Origin of the sequence: uncultured Jannaschia sp. (assembly GCF_947494055.1) — a bacterium.
GTDB lineage: Bacteria > Pseudomonadota > Alphaproteobacteria > Rhodobacterales > Rhodobacteraceae > Jannaschia.
Genome location: NZ_CANLTR010000016.1, coordinates 1 through 18,600 on the forward strand (window position 1 = coordinate 1; position 18,600 = coordinate 18,600).

Annotated in this window: 14 protein-coding genes; 8 read left to right on the forward strand and 6 right to left on the reverse strand. The window is 68.6% G+C overall.

What is annotated here, in order from left to right; genetic code table 11:
* Window positions 1-170: 170 nt before the first annotated feature.
* On the forward strand, window positions 171-1,259 hold the full coding sequence (locus Q1A87_RS13625) for a sialate O-acetylesterase (RefSeq protein WP_299652245.1): 1,089 nt from the start codon (window positions 171-173) through the stop codon (window positions 1,257-1,259).
* 129 nt (window positions 1,260-1,388) lie between these two features.
* On the opposite strand, the gene Q1A87_RS13630 is transcribed toward Q1A87_RS13625, so the two are convergent.
* On the reverse strand, window positions 1,389-2,429 hold the full coding sequence (locus Q1A87_RS13630) for a glycosyltransferase (protein ID WP_299652247.1): 1,041 nt from the start codon (window positions 2,427-2,429) through the stop codon (window positions 1,389-1,391).
* A 57-nt stretch (window positions 2,430-2,486) separates the two neighbouring features.
* Complete coding sequence (locus Q1A87_RS13635; protein WP_299652249.1) at window positions 2,487-3,449, reverse strand: glycosyltransferase family 2 protein; 963 nt, start codon at window positions 3,447-3,449, stop codon at window positions 2,487-2,489.
* Between the two features lie 566 nt (window positions 3,450-4,015).
* On the opposite strand from Q1A87_RS13635, the gene Q1A87_RS13640 reads away from it, so the two are divergent.
* The 4 genes from Q1A87_RS13640 to Q1A87_RS13655 are packed head-to-tail and all read left to right on the forward strand — an operon-like array spanning window position 4,016 to window position 8,466.
* Window positions 4,016-4,849 (forward strand): hypothetical protein, encoded by an 834-nt coding sequence (locus tag Q1A87_RS13640; RefSeq protein WP_299652250.1) that lies wholly within the window; start codon window positions 4,016-4,018, stop codon window positions 4,847-4,849.
* Complete coding sequence (locus Q1A87_RS13645; RefSeq protein WP_299652252.1) at window positions 4,846-6,129, forward strand: glycosyltransferase family 4 protein; 1,284 nt, start codon at window positions 4,846-4,848, stop codon at window positions 6,127-6,129. Before Q1A87_RS13640 ends, Q1A87_RS13645 begins: the two co-directional genes overlap by 4 nt.
* Window positions 6,126-6,923 (forward strand): class I SAM-dependent methyltransferase, encoded by a 798-nt coding sequence (locus tag Q1A87_RS13650; protein ID WP_299652254.1) that lies wholly within the window; start codon window positions 6,126-6,128, stop codon window positions 6,921-6,923. The genes Q1A87_RS13645 and Q1A87_RS13650 overlap by 4 nt, the downstream gene beginning before the upstream one ends.
* A 1-nt stretch (window position 6,924) precedes the next feature.
* A complete protein-coding gene (locus tag Q1A87_RS13655; RefSeq protein WP_299652256.1) occupies window positions 6,925-8,466 on the forward strand; it encodes an FAD-dependent oxidoreductase in 1,542 nt (513 codons plus the stop codon).
* 210 nt (window positions 8,467-8,676) lie between these two features.
* On the opposite strand, the gene Q1A87_RS13660 is transcribed toward Q1A87_RS13655, so the two are convergent.
* On the reverse strand, window positions 8,677-9,675 hold the full coding sequence (locus Q1A87_RS13660) for an NAD-dependent epimerase/dehydratase family protein (protein ID WP_299652258.1): 999 nt from the start codon (window positions 9,673-9,675) through the stop codon (window positions 8,677-8,679).
* Window positions 9,676-9,923: 248 nt separating this feature from the next.
* Here Q1A87_RS13660 and Q1A87_RS13665 point away from each other — a divergent pair, with 248 nt between their 5' ends.
* Window positions 9,924-10,961 (forward strand): lysylphosphatidylglycerol synthase transmembrane domain-containing protein, encoded by a 1,038-nt coding sequence (locus tag Q1A87_RS13665; protein WP_299652260.1) that lies wholly within the window; start codon window positions 9,924-9,926, stop codon window positions 10,959-10,961.
* A 170-nt stretch (window positions 10,962-11,131) separates the two neighbouring features.
* On the opposite strand, the gene Q1A87_RS13670 is transcribed toward Q1A87_RS13665, so the two are convergent.
* The 3 genes from Q1A87_RS13670 to Q1A87_RS13680 form a co-directional block, all read right to left on the reverse strand.
* Complete coding sequence (locus Q1A87_RS13670) at window positions 11,132-12,763, reverse strand: hypothetical protein (RefSeq protein ID WP_299652262.1); 1,632 nt, start codon at window positions 12,761-12,763, stop codon at window positions 11,132-11,134.
* Between the two features lie 158 nt (window positions 12,764-12,921).
* Window positions 12,922-14,109: an AI-2E family transporter gene (locus tag Q1A87_RS13675; RefSeq protein WP_299652264.1), complete on the reverse strand. Its 1,188-nt coding sequence runs from the start codon at window positions 14,107-14,109 to the stop codon at window positions 12,922-12,924.
* Between the two features lie 409 nt (window positions 14,110-14,518).
* On the reverse strand, window positions 14,519-15,523 hold the full coding sequence (locus tag Q1A87_RS13680; protein ID WP_363323002.1) for a replication initiator protein A: 1,005 nt from the start codon (window positions 15,521-15,523) through the stop codon (window positions 14,519-14,521).
* 457 nt (window positions 15,524-15,980) lie between these two features.
* On the opposite strand from Q1A87_RS13680, the gene Q1A87_RS13685 reads away from it, so the two are divergent.
* Entirely contained in the window at window positions 15,981-17,372 is a 1,392-nt protein-coding gene (locus tag Q1A87_RS13685) for an AAA family ATPase (RefSeq protein ID WP_299652266.1), read from the forward strand.
* A 130-nt stretch (window positions 17,373-17,502) separates the two neighbouring features.
* A complete protein-coding gene (locus Q1A87_RS13690; protein ID WP_299652268.1) occupies window positions 17,503-18,489 on the forward strand; it encodes a ParB N-terminal domain-containing protein in 987 nt (328 codons plus the stop codon).
* Window positions 18,490-18,600 lie beyond the last annotated feature (111 nt).

The following is an 18,600-nucleotide window of genomic DNA, read 5'->3' on the forward strand; positions in this document are numbered from 1 at the left end:
TCGTTGGCCGCAGCAATGCCGGCGAATACGCCCGCTTCGACTGGATCGACATCGCCAAGGCCGACGGCAGCGCCGCCTCCGAGCCGGACGACGCGCCTGACGAGCCCTCGGCGCCCACCGAACCCACGGCACCGTCCGCGCCTTCAGGCACGACGATCGGCGCGGAGCGCATGCAGGCCGAGGCGTTCGACCTCGCGGGTGGCTATGTCTACGAGGGCCGCAGCGCGAGCGCAGGCGGCGCCAACATAAAGGTCCAGGGCAGCGGCACCGCCGCGGCGACCTTCGACGACGCATCCGGCCGCTATGACATCGACGTGGGCTGGCTCAACGAGAATGACGGCACGGCGAGCTTCGCGCTCCGCGTCGACGGCCGGACGGTCAAGAGCTGGGACGGCGCAGGCAGCGGCGGCGACACCGTCACCTCGGTCACCGTCGACCTCGAGCGCGGCGACACGATCGAGCTCGTTGGCCGCAGCAATGCCGGCGAATACGCCCGCTTCGACTGGATCGACATCGCCAAGGCCGACGGCAGCGCCGCCCCCGCCGAGCCCGAACCCGAACCCGAGCCTACGGCGCCGTCGGTTCCGAACTCGGTCGATGCCGATCTCGTAATTTTCGCCGGTCAGTCAAATTCCACGGGACATTTCTATCGCCGCGCCGGCGATAGCACCGGCGGAGCACTCGGCAACGACGTCTTCGAGCGCGAACTCGACGAGATGACGGGTGAAAACGTGCGGGTGGTCAGTGCTGGTACTTCTGGCAGCGGATCGAACCAGTACGCTGATTCCAGCAAGTATTGGTGGGATGTCGACCAAGATCGACCCGGTCCCTCGCTTCTAAAGGCGATGTCGTCGATTCGCTCGGCCGAATCCTCGGGCCGTGACGTCGACGCTTTTGTCTGGGCGCAAGGCGAGGACGACGCGCGGGCGGTTCGCAGCGACGGCAGCAACAAGTCGCTAGTAACGAGCCGCCTCGACGAGTCGACGCAAGCGGTGTTCGACTACGTGCGCGACGAGCTCGATGATCCCGATTTGCCGATCTTCATTCAGGAGATCGGGATCTGGCCGGATGCGCCCACAATCGGGCTCAACGCAGTTCGCGATACGCATGAGCGGATCATCAGTTCGATGGATGATGTCTATTTCGGCGCCCGAACAACCGACGTGGACGAGCATTACGATTCGGGCCACTTCAGCAACGAAGGCTATGGCATCATCGCCGAACGCCTCGCCGACAGCGTGGCCGACGTTCTGGTCTGACTTTTTTGGTCCGCTCCGAGACTAGGCGGACCGACACGACGAGAAGGGCCGGCTTCCTCGGGAAGCCGGCCCTTTCCATTCTGATCCACGATATCGCTGCGCGCGGCGTACGGCAGGGATTGTGGTCCCTCAATCTTCCTCGCCCTGCGGGACCTCGCGGACCTTGGAGCCGTACTTGTCGCGGCGGATGATGGTGCTGACCCGGTACTGCTTCAGCTGCCGACTATTGGAGAAGATGATGATCTCCCCAATCAGGCCAAGGGCGATGATCTGGATACCGAGCACGATGGCCAGGACACTGAAGATCAAGAGCGGCCGGTCGGCCAGCGAGAGGTCCATGAACAGCCGGCCGAGCACGAGCGCCACGGTACCGAGAAGACCGACGAGGAAGACCGGCGCGCCGATCGCACCGAAGAAGCGCAGCGGGCGGTGCAGGAACTTCATCACCACGAAGAGCGCCATCGCGTCGAAGAGCGCGCGCATGTGCCCCACGGGGCGAAACACGAAGCGGTCCTCCTGCGGCTCAGGCTCGGCGTGGCGCACCCGGGCCTCGATCACGCGGAAACCGCGGCTCGCGGCGATGGCGGGGATGAAGTGCTGGCGCACGCCGAAGCCGCCGACCTCCTCGAGCACGTCGCGACGGCTCAGGCGCACCCGGCAGAAGACGTCCGAGACCGAATGGCCGAAGAACAGCCGGAACGTCTTTTTCAGGAAGGACTGGCGCTTGGCGCTGATCGGCTGGACGTCGCGGTCGCAGACGACCATATCGTTGTCCTCGATCGCCGCGAAGAGCTTCGGCAGCTCCTCCGGCGCGATCTCCGAACGGCCCGGCAGGGTCAGGACGAGGCGGGCGCGGGCGCGCTTGTAGGCGGTGCCGAGCTCACCGTCCTCGCCGGTCCAGGGCCGGCGGGCGAAGACCTCGAGATTAGGCCAATCCCGGGCCAGCGACTTCAGCGCGGCCACGGTCCGCTCGCCGGCGGCATCGGCCATGCAGAGCACTTCGTAGCGCAGGCCCATTCCGTCGAGGACCGAACGGTACTTGGCCAGCACCGAGGCCGCGACCTCGTTGTCGGGCACGGCAGCCACGACCGACAGATCGACCTCTGGCGTGATCCCGAAAGAATCGACCTTCGAGAGGGAGGAGACAGGCAGGACTGACGAGACCGACATTCGGGACGTCCTTTCTTCGGAAAATCTGTTCGGTTCAGTAAATCACGTGAAGAATCGTTAGGAGTTTCGCGGCTCGAGGCTGGTGTCGAACCGGGCCATAGAAAAGGTCTTGGTCTGGAATATCACTGCCACCACCACCCCGATCAGGAAGATGAAGACCGACAGCGAGGCGAGAAGCCCGAAGACCGCCATCTCCACCACCAGATGCTCTCCCCCGTCATGGAGCAGGACGAGGAACATCGCCGCTGCGACGAGGCAGGCAAAGGCGAAGCCGCTGAACGTGGTCACCGGCCGGCGGGCGAAGACCAGCAGCGACTTGACGGTGATCAGGTCGAGCATGACCTTGAAGATTCGCGACAGCCCGTATTTCGAGGCGCCGAATTGGCGGGCGTGGTGGCGCACCGGCACCTGCTCGACCCGCGCGCCGAGCGGGATCGTCATTGCCGGGATGAAGCGGTGCATGTCCGAGTAGAGCGGCACACGCTTGATTACGTCGGCACGATAGACCTTGAGCGAGCAACCATTGTCGCGGATCGGGATGCCGGTCACGCGCCCGATCAGCCGGTTGGCGATCATCGAGGGCAACTTGCGCGACAGCCACTTGTCCTGACGCTTCTCGCGCCAGCCGACGACGAGGTCGTTGCCCTCCTCGAGCTTGGCGACCATCATTGGGATGTCGGCGGGATCGTTCTGCAGGTCGCCGTCCATGGTGACGAGATACTTGCCACGCGCATGCTCGATCCCCGCGGTCATCGCCGCGGTCTGTCCATAATTACGCCGGAACCTGAGCACCGAAACGCGCGCATCCGCCGCCACGATGTCACGCGCACGCGCGATCGTCGCGTCCCGGCTGCCGTCGTCGACGAGCAGGATCTCGTAGGAGCGCCACATCGGGGTCAGCGCCTCCGTGATCGCCCGGTAGAGCGGCCACACGCTCTCCTCCTCGTTGAAGACCGGCACGATCACCGAAATCTCCACTTCCGGCCCGGGACAATCGTCATGGCGGTAGGTGTCTGGCATGCGGGCGGAACCCCTTAGAAAAATAACACCGTAGCAAACTTCCGCCGGGCGCTCGAAAGCAGCGTCGCACCGACCTTGACTTCTTTAACTATTCTAATTGCTTCAAAGTCTATCTCAACCTTTGCCCAAGGTTAACCCGGCACGCGCAATTTCCGGTAAGAATATTTTAACTATTTCGCATCTTATCTCTTGATCTATCGATGCCGCATCGGTCGTTTCCGCGACACGATGCCGGGGAACGCCGTGCCTCCGAATCGCCGCCGCCATCCCGGATCCGGAGAGAACAATCTTTTTACATCAGTACCTTGCGACGAAGTTGTCCGATCTAGGACACGGTCCGCTTCCTCTATGCCGTGGCAGGCCGCGATACCTGCTCGGGATACCGGATCGCGGGCAAGTCGTGTCGCACCCGATGAACGGGAGCAGAGGCCGTTGACACATTTATGCCACAATCTCGCGAATCACTTTCAGGTGCTTCCGGGCATCCTGCCGCGCTCCGCGAGGGCCAACCGCATCGACCACGGCGGGAATCGGCCGACCAATTCGGCGTTTCCGAGAATCAGGCAATGACCGGGCCCGCCCCCTTCGGACCTGGACCGTTCCTCGTCGACGCCCATGTCCACCTCTATCCCCGCTTCGACCGCGCGGCGTTCCTCGACGCAGCGGCGGCGAATGTCCGACATGCCGCACGCGCGCACGGGCTCGACGCCGACACGCCCGGATGGCTCCTGCTGACCGAGACCGCCGCGGACCACGCCTTCGCCGAACTCGCCGATCAGGCGGCGGCGGGGACCGGCTCGGGCGGCTGGCGCCTGCGGGCGACCGGCGACGCGCTTTGCCTCCTCGCGCATCGGGACGGACGGGCCCCGCTCGCGCTCCTGGCCGGGCGGCAGATCGTGACCGAAGGCGGGCTCGAAGTGCTGGCCCTCGGCACCGACGCGACCTTCCCCGATGGCGGCACCCTCACGGACGCGCTTGCGCAGGTTGCGGCGGCCGGCGCGCTCGCCGTGCTGCCCTGGGGCTTCGGCAAGTGGCTCGGGGCACGCGGCGCACGGGTGCGCGAGGTGGTAGCGCAGGCCGCGCCCGGCACGCTGTTCCTGGGCGACAATGGCGGCCGCACTGGCCCCCGGCCCCGTCTCCTCGCGGAGGCCGAGGCGGCGGGCCGCGTCGTCCTGTCCGGCTCGGACCCCCTGCCCCTGCCCGGACAGGAGAGGCGCGCGGGCGGCTTCGGCTTCGTGCTCGACGGCCCCCTCGACCCCGACCGCCCCGCGGCGAGCCTCAAGGCGCGGCTCGCCGCCCTCGCGACATCGCCGCCCGTCTATGGCAGGACCACGAAAGCCCTGCCCTTCGCGGGCAACCAGATCCGCATGCAACTGCGCAAACACGGGATATCGCCATGACCTCGAAGCCTCTGAAGGGGCTGGCCATCGCGCCGCAGCCGTTCTTCTCGCCGCGCGGCACGCCGCTCAGCGTCTACTACCGCTCGCTCGTGACCAGCGAGATGGGGATCGAAATCGACCTGCTCACCTACGGCGAGGGGCAGGACGTGGTGATCCCCGGGGTGCGCATCGTCCGCATCCCGCGCATCCGCTTTCTCGAGCCGATCAAGATCGGCCCCTCGGCGGCGAAGCTCTTTCTCGACGTCTTCGTTATCCTGTGGACGCTCGGCCTGCTGATCCGCAACCGCTACGACTTCGTCCATGCCCATGAGGAGAGCATTTTCTTCAGCCGGTTCCTGAAGCCGGTCTTCGGCTTCAAGCTCATCTACGACATGCATTCGAGCCTTCCCGAGCAGCTGACGAACTACAAGTTCACCACCTCGAAGCTGGTGATCGGCGCGTTCGAATGGCTGGAGAACACCTGCCTGCGCGCCTCCGACGCGGTGATCACCATCTGCCCCGAGCTCGCCCACCACGCCGAGGCGCGGATGCCCGACCCGTCGCGGCACCTCCTGATCGAGAACTCGATCTTCGACCCGGTCCGCCTCAAGGACGCGCCCCGCGCCGCCGACGCGCCGATGCCGGAGCTCGAGGAGGTGCCGACGGACCGTCCGATCGTCGTCTATGCCGGCACGTTCGAGGCGTATCAGGGGCTCGACATCCTGATCGAAGGCTTCGCGCGGGCCCGCGCCGCCTGCCCCGAGGCGTTCCTCCTGATGGTCGGCGGCAACTCCGCGCAGGTGGAGCGCTACCGCGCGCTCGCCCATGAGCACGGGCTCGACGGGCATTGCCTCTTCACCGGCCGGGTCGAGCAGGTCCGCGCCAAGGCCTACATGGCGCGCGCCGACATCCTGACCTCGCCGCGCTCCACCGGCTCGAACACGCCGCTCAAGATCTACGAGCTCCTCGACAGCGGCAAGCCCATCGTCGCCACCCGCATCCTGTCGCACACCCAGGTCCTCGACGAGCGGGTCTGCTTCATGGTCGATCCCGACCCCGCCGCGATGGCCGAGGGGCTCTCGGCCGCGCTCACCGACGCGCCCCGCCGCGAGGGCGTCGTGGCCGCCGCCCGCGCGCTCTACCGCGAACGCTATTCCCGCCCGATCTATGAAGCCAAGATGCGCCGCCTGTTCGAGATCATCGGCCTGGGCGCGGGCCTCGCCCCGGCCCAAAGCCCGACGGCAGAGCCCGGCCCCGTCCCGGCGGCGGAGCCCGCGCCCCGGGCGGCGATGTCGCGATGAACGCCGCCGAAACCGGAACCGCCCCGCGCGCCGCCCCCGTAGCCGCCGTGCGCGCCTACTGGCAGGAGCACGTCACCGACTGGCCGATCGCCCGCGCCGCGCCCGGCACGCGCGACTTCTTCCAGCAGACCGAGGCCTACCGCTTCGAGAAGCTCGCCTATCTCGACCGGATCGCGGGCTACGGCGACCATGCGGGCGAGGACGTGCTCGACATCGGCTGTGGCCTGGGCAACGACACCGCCCGCTTCGCCGCCGCCGGGGCCCGCGTCACCGGCCTCGACATCGCGCCCCGCGCGCTGGAGCTCTCGCAGGAGAACTTCGCGCAGCGCGAACTCGAGGGCCGCTTCGTGCTGGGCGACGGCGAGGCGCTCGATTTCCCCGAGGCGAGCTTCGACTTCGTCTATTGCCACACGGTGCTGCACTTCACGCCGCACCCCGAACGCATGGTGGCCGAGATCCACCGCGTCCTGCGCCCCGGCGGCCGCGCGCTCCTGATGATGGTGAACCGCCGCTCCTGGATGCGGGCGCTCCACCGGGCGATGAAGGTCGAGATCGACCACCTCCAGTCGCCGGTCTTCCACTGGTACGGCCCGGCCCGGTTCCGCGCCATGCTCGACCGCTTCGACGAGGTCGACCTGCGCTTCGAGCGCTTCCCCGTCGCCACCAAGGTCCACAAGGGCGCCAAGGCGCGGATCTACAACCTCGCCTTCGTCGATCTCTTCAACGCCCTGCCCCGCCGGCTCACCGCGCCCACGGGCCACCATATGCTGGCCTTCGTGCGGAAGGCCGCCTGATATGCGGCGCGACACCGACGCCTTCGCCGACGGCCCCTACGACCTCCTCGTGGTGGGCGGCGGCATCTATGGCGCCTGCGCCGCGGCCGACGCCGCGCGCCGGGGCCTCCGCGTCGCGCTGATCGAGCGGGACGATTTCGGCGGCGCGACCTCGCACAACTCGCTCAAGACGATCCACGGCGGCATCCGCTACATCCAGCATCTCGACATCGCCCGCCTGATGTCCTCGGCGCGCGAGCGGCGGCACTGGATGACGCTCGCGCCCGATCTGGTCGTGCCACGCCAGTTCGTGATCCCGCTCTACGGCCACGCCATTAAGGGGCCCGAGGCCTTCGGCGCGGCGGCGCTGCTCTACAACGCGCTTACCGCCCGCATCCGCCGCGGCCAGATCCCCACCGCCCGCGTCCTGTCGGCCCGCCGCGCGGCGGAGCTCATGCCCGGCATCGACACGGCCGGCATGACCGGCGGCGGCGCCTGGCACGACGGGCAGATCCTCGACGCAAACCGCCTGCTCATGGCGTTCCTGCGCGACGCCGCGGCGAACGGCGCGCATGTCGCGAACTACGTCGCCGCGCGCGACCTGCTGGGCCCCCCCACCCGCGTCGAGGGCGTGCTGGCCGAGGATCGCGCGACCGGGCGGAGCTTCGAGATCCGCGCCCGCCTCACGCTGAACTGCGCCGGCGCGGGGGCCGCGGGCCTCGCGCGGCGGGCGCGGCACGAGCTTTCCGCCGCGTCCTTCTCGGGACTCGCACGGGCGATGAACCTTGTGGTGGACCGCGACCTGACGGCGGGCGCGGCCTTCGGCGTGACGAGCCGGCGCAGGTCCGACGCCGTGGTGGACCGGGGCGGGCGGATGTTTTTCGTCTCGCCCTGGATGTCGCGCACCATGATCGGCACCGCGCACCTCCCCTTCGAGGGCGACCCCGAGACCTACCGTTTCGACGAGGGGGATCTGCAGGAGTTTCTCGCCGAAGTGAACGAGGCCGCCCCGGCGCTCGGCCTCGCCCGCGCCGACGTGGCCTATTGCCATGCCGGCCTCACCCCCGCCGCGATCGACGACGACGCCAAAAGCGGCGTGAGCGGCGGCGAGGTCCGGCGGCACAAACGCGGCACGATCATCGACCACCGCGCGGCGGACGGCGTGGACGGGCTCGTCAGCGTGGTCAGCATCAAGTACACCACTGCCCGGCTGGTGGCCGAGCGCGTCGTCGACCACGCCGCCGCCCGACTGGGCCACGCCAACCCCGCCCCCGCGCCGCGCCCGCTGGCCGAGGCCACGCTCCTGAACGACCCCACGGACGCCGACGCGCTCACTTTACGCTGCCGGGAGGAGGTCCGGGACGGCATGGCGCTGCATCTGGGCGACGTCGTGTTTCGCCGCACCCGCCTGGCCGAGACCGGCCGGATGACCGAACCCCTCCTCGACGCCGCCGCCCACGCGATGGCCGAGACCCTGGGCTGGGACGAGACCCGCCGCAAGCGGGAGCTCACCGAGACCCGCACCACCCTCACCCGCCACCGCGGCCTCGACCCAGCGGCCTGAGCGATCGCGCTTCTTCTTGGCCTAAATACTCCCGCCGGAAGCGCAGGTCGCGGCAGGCGACAATGCCTCGGATCTCGAACGAAGACGCCGATCCGGTATCACGAAAGGGCAGCGCCCAGCCCTAGGGTGGGAGCGAAACGCCCGCGCTGAGAGACGGGTCGGGCGCTACCTGCAGCCGGGCATGGCGACCGAAATCAGATCCGGCCGATCTCAAAGCAGCTCCTGCTCCCGCGACCAGTCGATCACCCGCCGGAACCCCTCGCGGTGGTCGACCTTGGGCGCGTAGCCAAGCTTTTCGCGCGATTTCGAGAGATCGAAGTCGCGGTTCTTGGTGAAGAAGGCGACGCGGCGGGGATGGAGCGGCGGCTCGATCCCAAGCGGCTTGCACAGCGCCTCGCAGAGCCGGCCGGCATTCATCACCAGCCCCACCGGCACCCGCGCCCGCGGCGGCTTCACCCCGAGGATCTCGGCGATGCTGCGCGCGAGCTCGTTCAGCGTGGGCTTCGAGGGCCCGCCGATCAGGAACACCTCGCCCTCGCCCTCCGCCTTCTCGCCCGCGAGCAGGAAGCCCTCCACGAGGTCGTCGATGTAGACGAAGTGGTAATGCGGCTCCCCATTGCCGATCATCACGAAGCGGCCGCGCGCGATCGGGCGGATCATCTTCAGAAACCGCGTGTCGCCCGGCCCGTAGATCCCGCAGGGGCGCACCACGGTCCAGGGCTGGCCGATCTCGTCGCCGACCCGGCGGGCGAGCAGCTCGCCCTCGAGCTTGGTCTCCTGGTAGTCGTCGCCCGGCGAGAATTCGGTGGTCTCGTCGCCCGGCCCCTGCTTGACGTGCCCGTGCACCCCCATCGTCGAGGTATGCACGAAGCGGCGGCAGCCCGCTTTGCGCGCCGCGCGGATCAGCCGGTCGGTCGCGTCCACATGGACGGCCTCGAGCACCGCGCGTCCCCCGCCCACCTGCCGGAACACCGCCGCGACGTGGAACACCGTGTCGACGCCTTCGACCGCGCGCGCGCAATCGGCCACATCGGTCAGGTCGCCCTCGATCACCTCGACCTCGGGCGGCAGATCCCGGCGCGAGCCGTCTGTGCGCACGAAGGCCCGCACCCGCGCCCCCTCGGCGGCCAGGCGACGCGCCAGATGGCTGCCGGTGAACCCGCCCGCCCCGGTAACGAGAACCCGTCGGTCGCTCCAGAATCCGGCCATCGTCCATGTCCTCTTCGCGCGCGAAACCCGGAGCGGAATCCGGCCCCGGGGGTGATTTCGGGCCTACAGGCATGGCTGCGACCCCGCAAGTTTTCGCATGCGAAACGGTTTACGGCAGCCCCTTCGGGGGACGATGTTCCGACAACGACGATTTACCTTCGGTCATTGGGGCGTCTCCCGAACGGCCGTGCTAAAGACCTTCGGAGAAATTGTTTTTCCAGGAAGGGTGGCCTGGACAAGGTAGTCGAATGCGCGACGCGCAAAGTGCAGACTTTTCCAGTCCGTCCGATCTGGCAAATCCGGTCGGTGCCGAGTTCGAACACTTCGCCGGTTCCGGTCGAAGTTCCGCCTCGCGCCGTGGCACGTGGCTCCGGATCACTGCCTCGGTCGCACTCATTGCCCTCATTCTGTCGCAGGCCAGGCTCGACGCGGTCCTCGGCGCGATGGCCGGGGTCGATCCGCACTGGATCGCCCTCGCCGTTGCGCTGCAGATCGTGGGACCGGCGATCACCGCCCTGCGCTGGCGGGGGCTTCTCGCGGCGCGGGGAGTGACGCCCGGCTGGAGCTATCTGTGGAAATCGGTTCTGGTCTCGGGTTTCTTCCGGCAGTTCATGCCGACGATCATCGGCGGCGACGTGATCCGCGGCTACGACGCCTGGCGGGCCGGCGCCTCGGCCGGGCTCGCGGTGATGTCGCTACTACTCGACCGGCTCCTCGGCCTGCTGGCCTTGGTCACGATGACGCTCGGCGGGGTGCTGCTCTCGGCCGAGATCTCGGCGCGCCTACCGGGGATCGGGCTCTACGCTGTGGCCGTCTTCGCGGTGCTGGTGGCGCTGATCGCGCAGATCCTGCTGCCGTCGCGGGCGAGCCTGCGGCTCGGCGCGGTCGGGATCGCGCGGCTGCCGGCGATGCTGCGGGGGCGGGTCACCAAGATCGCCGAGGCGCTCATTAGCTACCGCGACGCGAGGGGCGTGCTCGTGCAGGCGCTGGCGCTGTCCTTCGTGCTCCAGCTCACGGTGATCACCTTCTACTGGTCGATCGGCCGCGCGCTCGGCCTGCCGGTGGATTACGGCAGCTTCCTCGTGATCGCGCCGGTGGCGATCTTCGTGATGATGCTGCCGATCAGCATCAACGGCATCGGCGTGCGCGAGGGCGTGTTCGTCTTCCTGCTGGGCCAATGGGGCGTGGCGCCGGCCGAGGCGGTGGCGCTGGCCTGGATCGAATACGGCATCTTCCTCGTGTTCGGCCTACTGGGCGGCGGACTCTACGCGCTGCGGCGGCGTTGACGGGCGGGACCGAGATCCGGTACCGTCCGGAGCCGCAATGCATGATCGCCGAACTTGCCGGCCCGATGCCTGAAGCGAAGGACCACATGTTGCATGGGAGGCTCTTCGCGCATCTGGGCCGCAACCCGATCCTGCGCTGCCCGGCGCGGACCGCCTTCGGCGATCCGACCTCAAATCGGCAGCGCCGCGCAGGCGGCCGGGTCGCCGGCCTCGCCGCCCCGCCAGCGCAGCGCAAAGACGCTGTCGATGGACCGGGTCTCTATCTCGCGCCCGTTCGCCGCGAAGACCGGTTCGAGCGCTTGCCGCGCGCCCAGCCGGAACCAGGAATTCTCGCTCGTTACAAACAGGCCCTCGGGCACGCAATCAAGGACGCGGGCCAGCGTCTCGGACTCGCCGATCACCGGGCGCCCGGTGCGGGGGTCGATCGCGAAGGGCGCCGGCTCGGGCAGCTCCGTGAGCCGGCTCGGCCCGTAGAGGAGGTCATAATCCCCGAGCTCGGCGATGGTCTGCAACTCGCGCATGGTGATCCGGAAGGGCAGCTCGGTCCACGCGCCCAGCGAGGTCGCCACACCGTCCCAATTCTCGTCGGGCAAGGGGCTGTTTGTATTCCCGCGCAGCGCGTCGATGGAGCGCTCGAAGAAGGGGTTGGTCAACGCCGCGAACAACGTCGTGAGGATCAGCGCCGGCAAAACCAGCCGGCCCCGGGTCGGATCGACCTCGCGCGCGGCGCCGGCCGCGAGCCGGCCGAAGAGCGGCACGATCGCAGTAGCGGCGAGGCCCCACAGGGCGAAGAAGAATGGCATCCCGTAAGAAAGGTAGCGTTCGGTCTTCATGCCGCCGAAGGTCTGCCCGACGAAGATTGCCCCGAAGACCACAAGACAGAACGACGCGAGCCGCGCGTGCCGGCCCATCGCGACGATCGCCGCCACGGGGAAGAGCGGCCAGAGCGTCGGATACATCGTCACGAGGACGCCGTGGTAAAACATGACGTCGTTCTGCTTGTCGGCGAGCCAGAGCGGGGTCCAGCGATAGGTGTGCCAGAGCGCCCCCAGGATGCCCGTCGCCTGCGCCAGCGCCACGAGCGCGATCCCGAGGAGCGCGATCCCGGCCAGGATGGTCCAAGGACGGCGCCGGACGAGGATCGCGGGCAGGAAGAACGCGCCGAAGAGCCAGGCCAGCATGCCGGCCAAGCCGATCGCGGTGGTGATCTGCAGGTACAAGGCCACGACAAGGGAAAGCGCCGCGCCCGCGGCCCAGAGGAGCCGGGCCCGCAGGGCAGTGGCGAGGGCCGCCTCGAAGATTGCGATGGCGCCCAGGAGGAAAGTGAAGCTGTGCCAGGAATAGAAGCGCAGCGTCTGCGCCTCGATGATGCCTTGCGGCCAGAACACCGCCAGGAGGCCCGCCCCGAGCCCGCCCGCCCAGCCCGCCCGCGCCTGCAGCCACAGAAACAGGACCGGCGCCACGAGGATGCCCGGGAGCACCGAGAACAGCCGTCCCACGAAGAGGGTGTCCCGCCCCGTCGCCTCGAAGAGCGTGGCGATGGCGAAGGTGAACCAGCTCGTACGGGTGTATTCGCCGTCGAGGATGGAGGGCCGCCCGGTCTCGATCCAGCCCCGCGCGCCGAGCAGGTGGTAGAGTTCGTCGAACTGCGCGGAGCTGTCGAGCAGGCCCGTGCGGAAGACGAGCGCGAGAAGGCAAAGGCCGAGCGCTGTGGCCCAGAGGCCGAGGCCCGCGGCCGGACGCGAAGGAAATCGGGAAGAGGTGGATGTCACGTGGAAGCCGGGGGATCTGGAAAACGTCATGTACCGACACTCCAAGAACCGAATTACTTGCAAAAGACTTAAATCGCGCCCGGGGGCGCCTCGAACAATGACCGAACGCTAGCGGCGGGGCGGCGGCATTGCAACGCGCGCGACCATCTCCCCTGCCCGTCCCGAACCCGGTCGGGGTCCGCCTTCCCTCAGGGCCCGACCGAGAGCGAAGTGGGGCTCTCGGGCGTGTCGTCGGCCTCGGCCGACAGGAACCGGCCCAGACCGTGCAGGCCGGGGACGTTGTCGCAGAGCACCTTCAGGAAAACGAGGATCGGCACCGCCATCAGCGCACCGGGGATCGACCACAGGAACGACCAGAACGCCACCGCGACGAAGACCGCGACCGTGTTGATGCGCAGCCGGCGCCCCACCACCGTGGGGGTGACGAACTGCCCCTCGATGGCGGTGCAGGCGAAATAGGCGAGCGGCGGCAGGAGCGCGGCGCCGATCGTCTCGAAGGTCGCGAGCGAGACCACGGCGACGATCGCGATACCCCCGAGCGCGCCGATATAAGGCAGAAAGTTCACCAGCGCGGCGAGCACGCCCCAAAGAAGCGGTGTCGGCATGCCGAGCGCCCACATGGCGAGCCCCACCGCCAGGCCCAGCCCCGCATTGATCGCGGCGATCGTGAGCAGGTAGCGCGAGATCTCGCCCTCGATGTCGCGGACCGTGCGGAGCGCACGTTTCTTGTCGTGGAGCGAGCCGAAGGACTTCACGATCTGCTCGGAGAAGTGCTCGCCGCTCGCGAGAAGGAACAGCGTCAGGATGACCACGATCACCGTGGTCGTCAGGATCGAGAGCGCCGAGCCCGCGACCTGGCTCAGGATGCCCGGCTGCTGCACGGTGACCTGCTGGATACCCGCGCCGCCGCCCGTTGCGCCCTCCACCTGCTCGGCCATGTCGGTCACGGTGGAAAGCGGGTCGCGCAGAGACTCGAACTTCGCGCGCACCTCGGCGGCCATGCGCGGCGCGTCGTCGACGAGATCGAAGAAGGGCGTGCCGAGCGCACCGAAGGCCCCGGCGATGCCGAGCGCCAGCGCGAGCACCACGAGCCCCGCGGCCAGCCCCTCGCCCAGGCCCCGCCGGTGCAGCGCGCGCACCAGCGGCGAGAGCGTGAGCGCGAGCAGGAGCGCGAGCACGACCGGCATGAAGAACGCCGCAGCCGAATAGAGCGCGGCCCCCACCAGGACGAGCAGGATGCCCGCCATTAGCCCGTTGGACCGTCGCGTCGCCGCGAGGAGCGCGGCCGTCGGATCCGCTGCTTCGCCGGCGGGCGGAGGGGATGGAGACGGCGGTGAGGACGACGCGGCGGGCGGCACGGGATCGGGAAACGGCACGGACGGATCTCCGGTGGAGGTGCCGGAAGCCAAAGCCGCACGGGCGAACCCGTGCGCCCCGGACAGGATCGCAGGACGAACGGGGGTTCGGTGAGGTTTGTTCCGCGGGACGCCCTGCCTCCGACACGCGGGCGGCGAGGTCAGACAATCCACCCGGCTGTAAGGCCGGGCAGCCCCCGACCGCCCCCATGGGCGGGGGCTTCACCCCCACCCGCGGCCAGGGGCTGCCATTACCGTATCAAACAGCCACAGATCGACGTCGTCGACCACCAGGCCGTCACTCCGAACTCACAACCGAAGAGACGTGGGTTACGCACGGCGGCCCGCTCGGCAGGACGCCGAGCGGGACCGAGGGCTCCATCCGCAACCTGCTCCCAACGCGGATTTCACGAAGCTGCCGCCCGCCCCCTCAGCACGCCCGCTTCGCCAGCCATCCCAGGAACGCGCGGTCGGGGCTGCGAAGCGCGGGGCGGCCCGTGGCGGCCCAGAAGTCGCGCCATTCCGCCTCGAGCGCGTAGATGTCGGCGCCGGGCGCGCGGGCGCGGGCCGCCTCCAGCGTCTCGGGACGCAGGCTCGGCGCGCGCGCCGTCTCGACCAGGCGCTGCGGGGTCACGCGGATCACGTCGCCCCCCACCTCTTCGAGGTCGTAGTCCGGGATGTTGCCCCGGGCGATGATCTCCCGGAGCATCGCGCGAAAGACGCGGCGCGGCGAGGCGGAGCCGCATTTCTTGCACAGGGTCGCGACCGAGACCTGCCATTCGGGCTGCCGGCCGCAATGCTTGCGCGCGAGTTCGTAGAGCCGCCGCTCGAGCGGCTTGCGGAGCGTGAAATAGTCCCGGCTCAAGGTCAGCACCGATTTCGACAGCACCGCGCGGAAGAGCCATTCGCTCAAGGTGACGCTCACCGAGACCATCCGCCCCGCCCGTGTCCGCCGTACGATCTGCCAGCTCTCGATCAGGCCGAAGCCGGAGGTCGTCTCGGTGTCGCCGGTGACGATGTCGGTGGTGATGCGGGTGCCGGCCAGCCGCTCGAAGGCGTCGCGCAGCCGCCGGTAGCCGTCGCCGGAGGTCTCGCGCCCCGTCGCCACCATCAGGTCGTGGGCGGTGAGCGTGAGCGTGCGCGCCACATCGCGTCCGGCGTTCAGCGCCGCCATGAGCTGGCTGATGCAGAAGATCAGGATGTCGGCGTCGAAGATCGTCGCCCGCCCCTTCATCGAGGGCACGATCTGCACGTGACAGCCGTTGTGCTCGTAGTCGAGGATGCGCCGGTCGGGGCGGGTCGAGAGCGAGAAGAGCGGGTGCTCCATCGCCGCGAGGTCGTGCTTGGGAACCGCGCCGAGGAAGTCGCACACGAAGAAGTCGCGCGCCGGGGCGAGCGGCAGCTCGGGGGATCCGAAGGCCAAGGTTCCGCTCACCTGTCCCGCCGGGCCGACGGGGCACTCCGCTCGCGCATGATCGCTGCTCTCTGCTCGGTCGCCCCGTGCGCCCGTCTTCGCGGGATTCGGGGTTTCATTGACGCCCGAGCCTAAGGTCTGTGGATAAGTCCGTCCAGCCTTCTGCGCCGCCATCGGGGGATCGGAATCGCCCGACACGTGGTTTCGGAATCGCTCTATCGTGGGATCGGATTCACCCAAGCTCTTCGAGTGGGGACGAAACGGCTGATTTTGCGGGCTATCGCGCGCGTTACCGATCTCGTAACAAACAAATAACCGATAATAACAGGAACGGATGGACGGATCTCCGCGACACGCCATCGAACGACCCGAACAACCCCCTGATTTGACTGAGAATGAAAGGCAATGAACGCAACCCTTCCCGTGTTACGACTTTCGTGGCACATGAGACGAAACCTGTAACATCCGGGGATGCGCGATGCCCGACGACGACCTGCCCCCTTATTTCAACATCGCCCCCGACGCGGCGATGGCTGCCCTCGGGGAGCCGACCGACACGGCCCGCTTCGCCGCCATCGCGGAAGGCTGCGCCCGTGGTCGGACCGACCTTGCGGGCCGTGGCCTCGACGCCAGTGGCGAGCGGCAGCTCCGCCTGTTCTCCACTTGGGAGATCACCCGCTACCTGATCCCCGTGGCGCCCGCCCATTTCCGCCGGGTGCTGCGACAGAACTCCGACCTGCCGCAGGGCCGGGCGGAGACCGAGGGCGGGGCCAAGTGGTTCACCCTGGACGAGGTGCTGCGCCTGCGCGCGCATTTCGCGGCCGAAGGCTCCAAGGCCAAGGATTACCGTCCCTACCGGCCGAAGGACCTGCCCGCCAAGATGGTGGCCGTGGCGAACTTCAAGGGCGGCGTCGGCAAGACCTCGACCTGCGCCCATCTCGCCATGTCCGCGGCGCTCGACGGCTACCGCGTGCTCGTCGTCGATCTCGATTCCCAAGGCTCCATGTCGTCGATCTTCGGCGCCCGCGTCGACGACGAATGGCAGACGATCTACCCCCTCCTCGCACGGCACTACGCACGCCACCTGCAGGGCGACAACCAGCGGCGGATGGACCGGGGCGAAGCCCCCCTGCCCCTCGATGACACGCTGTCGGAGGCGCTCAAGGTGCGCGCCGCCGACCTCGTGCAACGCACCCACTGGCCCAACATCGACCTCGTCGGCGCGCAGCTCAACCTCTACTGGGCGGAGTTCCAGATCCCCGTCTGGCGCATGGCCTCGCGCGGCTGGAAGCTCTGGGACGCGCTCTCCGAGACGCTCGCGGCCGACGGCGTACTGGAGAACTACGACCTCGTCTTCTTCGACACGCCTCCTGCGCTCGGCTATCTTACGATCAACGGGCTCTCGGCCGCCGACATCCTCCTCGTGCCGATGGGCGCCTCCTTCGTGGAGTTCGACTCCACGGGGCGCTTCTTCGACATGCTCCACGCCACGTTCCAGTCCATCGAGGAGGGCGAGAACGTCGCCGCCCGCGCATTGGGGCGCGAGGAGATGGCCTTTGAGTGGGACGCGGTCCGCACCCTCATCACCCGCTACGACGCCGGACAGCAGGCCGAGATGGCGGGGCTGATGCAGGCCTATCTCGGCCGTACGCTCTCGCCCTACCGACAGGACTTCACCGCGCTGATCGGCCAGTCGGGCGAGCAGGCGCGCGGCATCTACGAGGCCGATTACCGCGACTTCAACCGCGACACCTACGTGCGCGGCCGCGCCACCTTCGATGCCACCTACGCCGAGTTCAAGAAGCTCCTCGTGGGTATCTGGCGGCGTGACGAGCTTGCCGCGCAGAATGCCGAACGGGCGGCCGAATGAGGCGCGCGTGCCCCGGATCGTCGGGGGTCGGCGCCGTTTCGCATGCGAAACGGCAGGCACGAAACGCTATGCAGGCTTGGCGTTCCGGGCCATCCTGCCTGGATTCTCGCCACACAGGACGGAGGGCCCCATGGCCAAGCGCAAACGTCTGAGCCCGGCCGACCCGGACGCCCCGATCCAGTATCTCTCTTCCCGCCCGGGCACGATGACGGGGGCCGACCGACCCCGCGCCGGCGCGCCCATCGCCGAGGTCGCGGGCGAGAGCGCGGCGCGCGCGGCGCTCGACGCGATCGCCGCCGAGCTCGGCGACGCGCGCGCCTCGGGCCGCCTGATCCAGTCCGTGCCGGTGATCCGCATCGCCGACGACCACCTCGTCCGCGACCGCATGGTCATCGACGAGGAAGAGATGCGCGCCTTGGTCGAGAGCCTGCGCGCACGTGGTCAGCAGACCCCGATCGAGGTCGTCGCGTTGAAGAGCGGCCGTTTCGGGCTGATCTCTGGCTGGCGTCGCGTGGCCGCGCTGAAGCGGCTCCACGAGGAGACGGGCGAGGAGCGCTTCACTCATGTGAACGCGCTCGTGCGCGAACCCGAGAGCGCCGCGGACGCCTATCTCGGCATGGTGGAGGAGAACGAGATCCGCGCCGGGCTATCCTTCTACGAGCGCGCGCGGCTCGCCTCCGAGGCCGCGCGGATCGGGGTCTTCCCGGACGTGGCCGCAGCCATCGCCGGACTCTACGCGCGCGCCAGCGCCTCGAAGCGCTCCAAGATCGCGAGCTTCGTGACGCTCCACGACCGTCTGGGCGAGCAGCTCCGCTTCGGCGCGGCGATCCCCGAGAAGCTGGGCCTCGCCCTCGCTGGTGCGTTGCAATCCGACGTCACGCTTACCGGCCGCCTGCGCGATGCGCTGCGCAATCGCGACGCGGGGGATACTGCCGAAGAGCGCGACACGCTGGAGCGCGCGCTTCGCAAGGCACCCGCGCCGAAGGCGCCCCGCGGCGAAGAACTCGCGCCGGGCATCTTCCTTCAATCGGGCCGCGACCGCGTCACGCTCGCCGGTCCCGGTCTCGACGACGCGACCCGCGCCGCGCTGCGCGACTGGCTCGCCGCCCGCGCCTGAACCTCACCCTTTCGCATGCGAAACGCCCGCAGAATCCGGTTCTGCGGGCGTTTTATATCTTTGAAACAATAGGTTGTCCGTTTGAATTTCGCGTGCGAAACGCGAAATTCT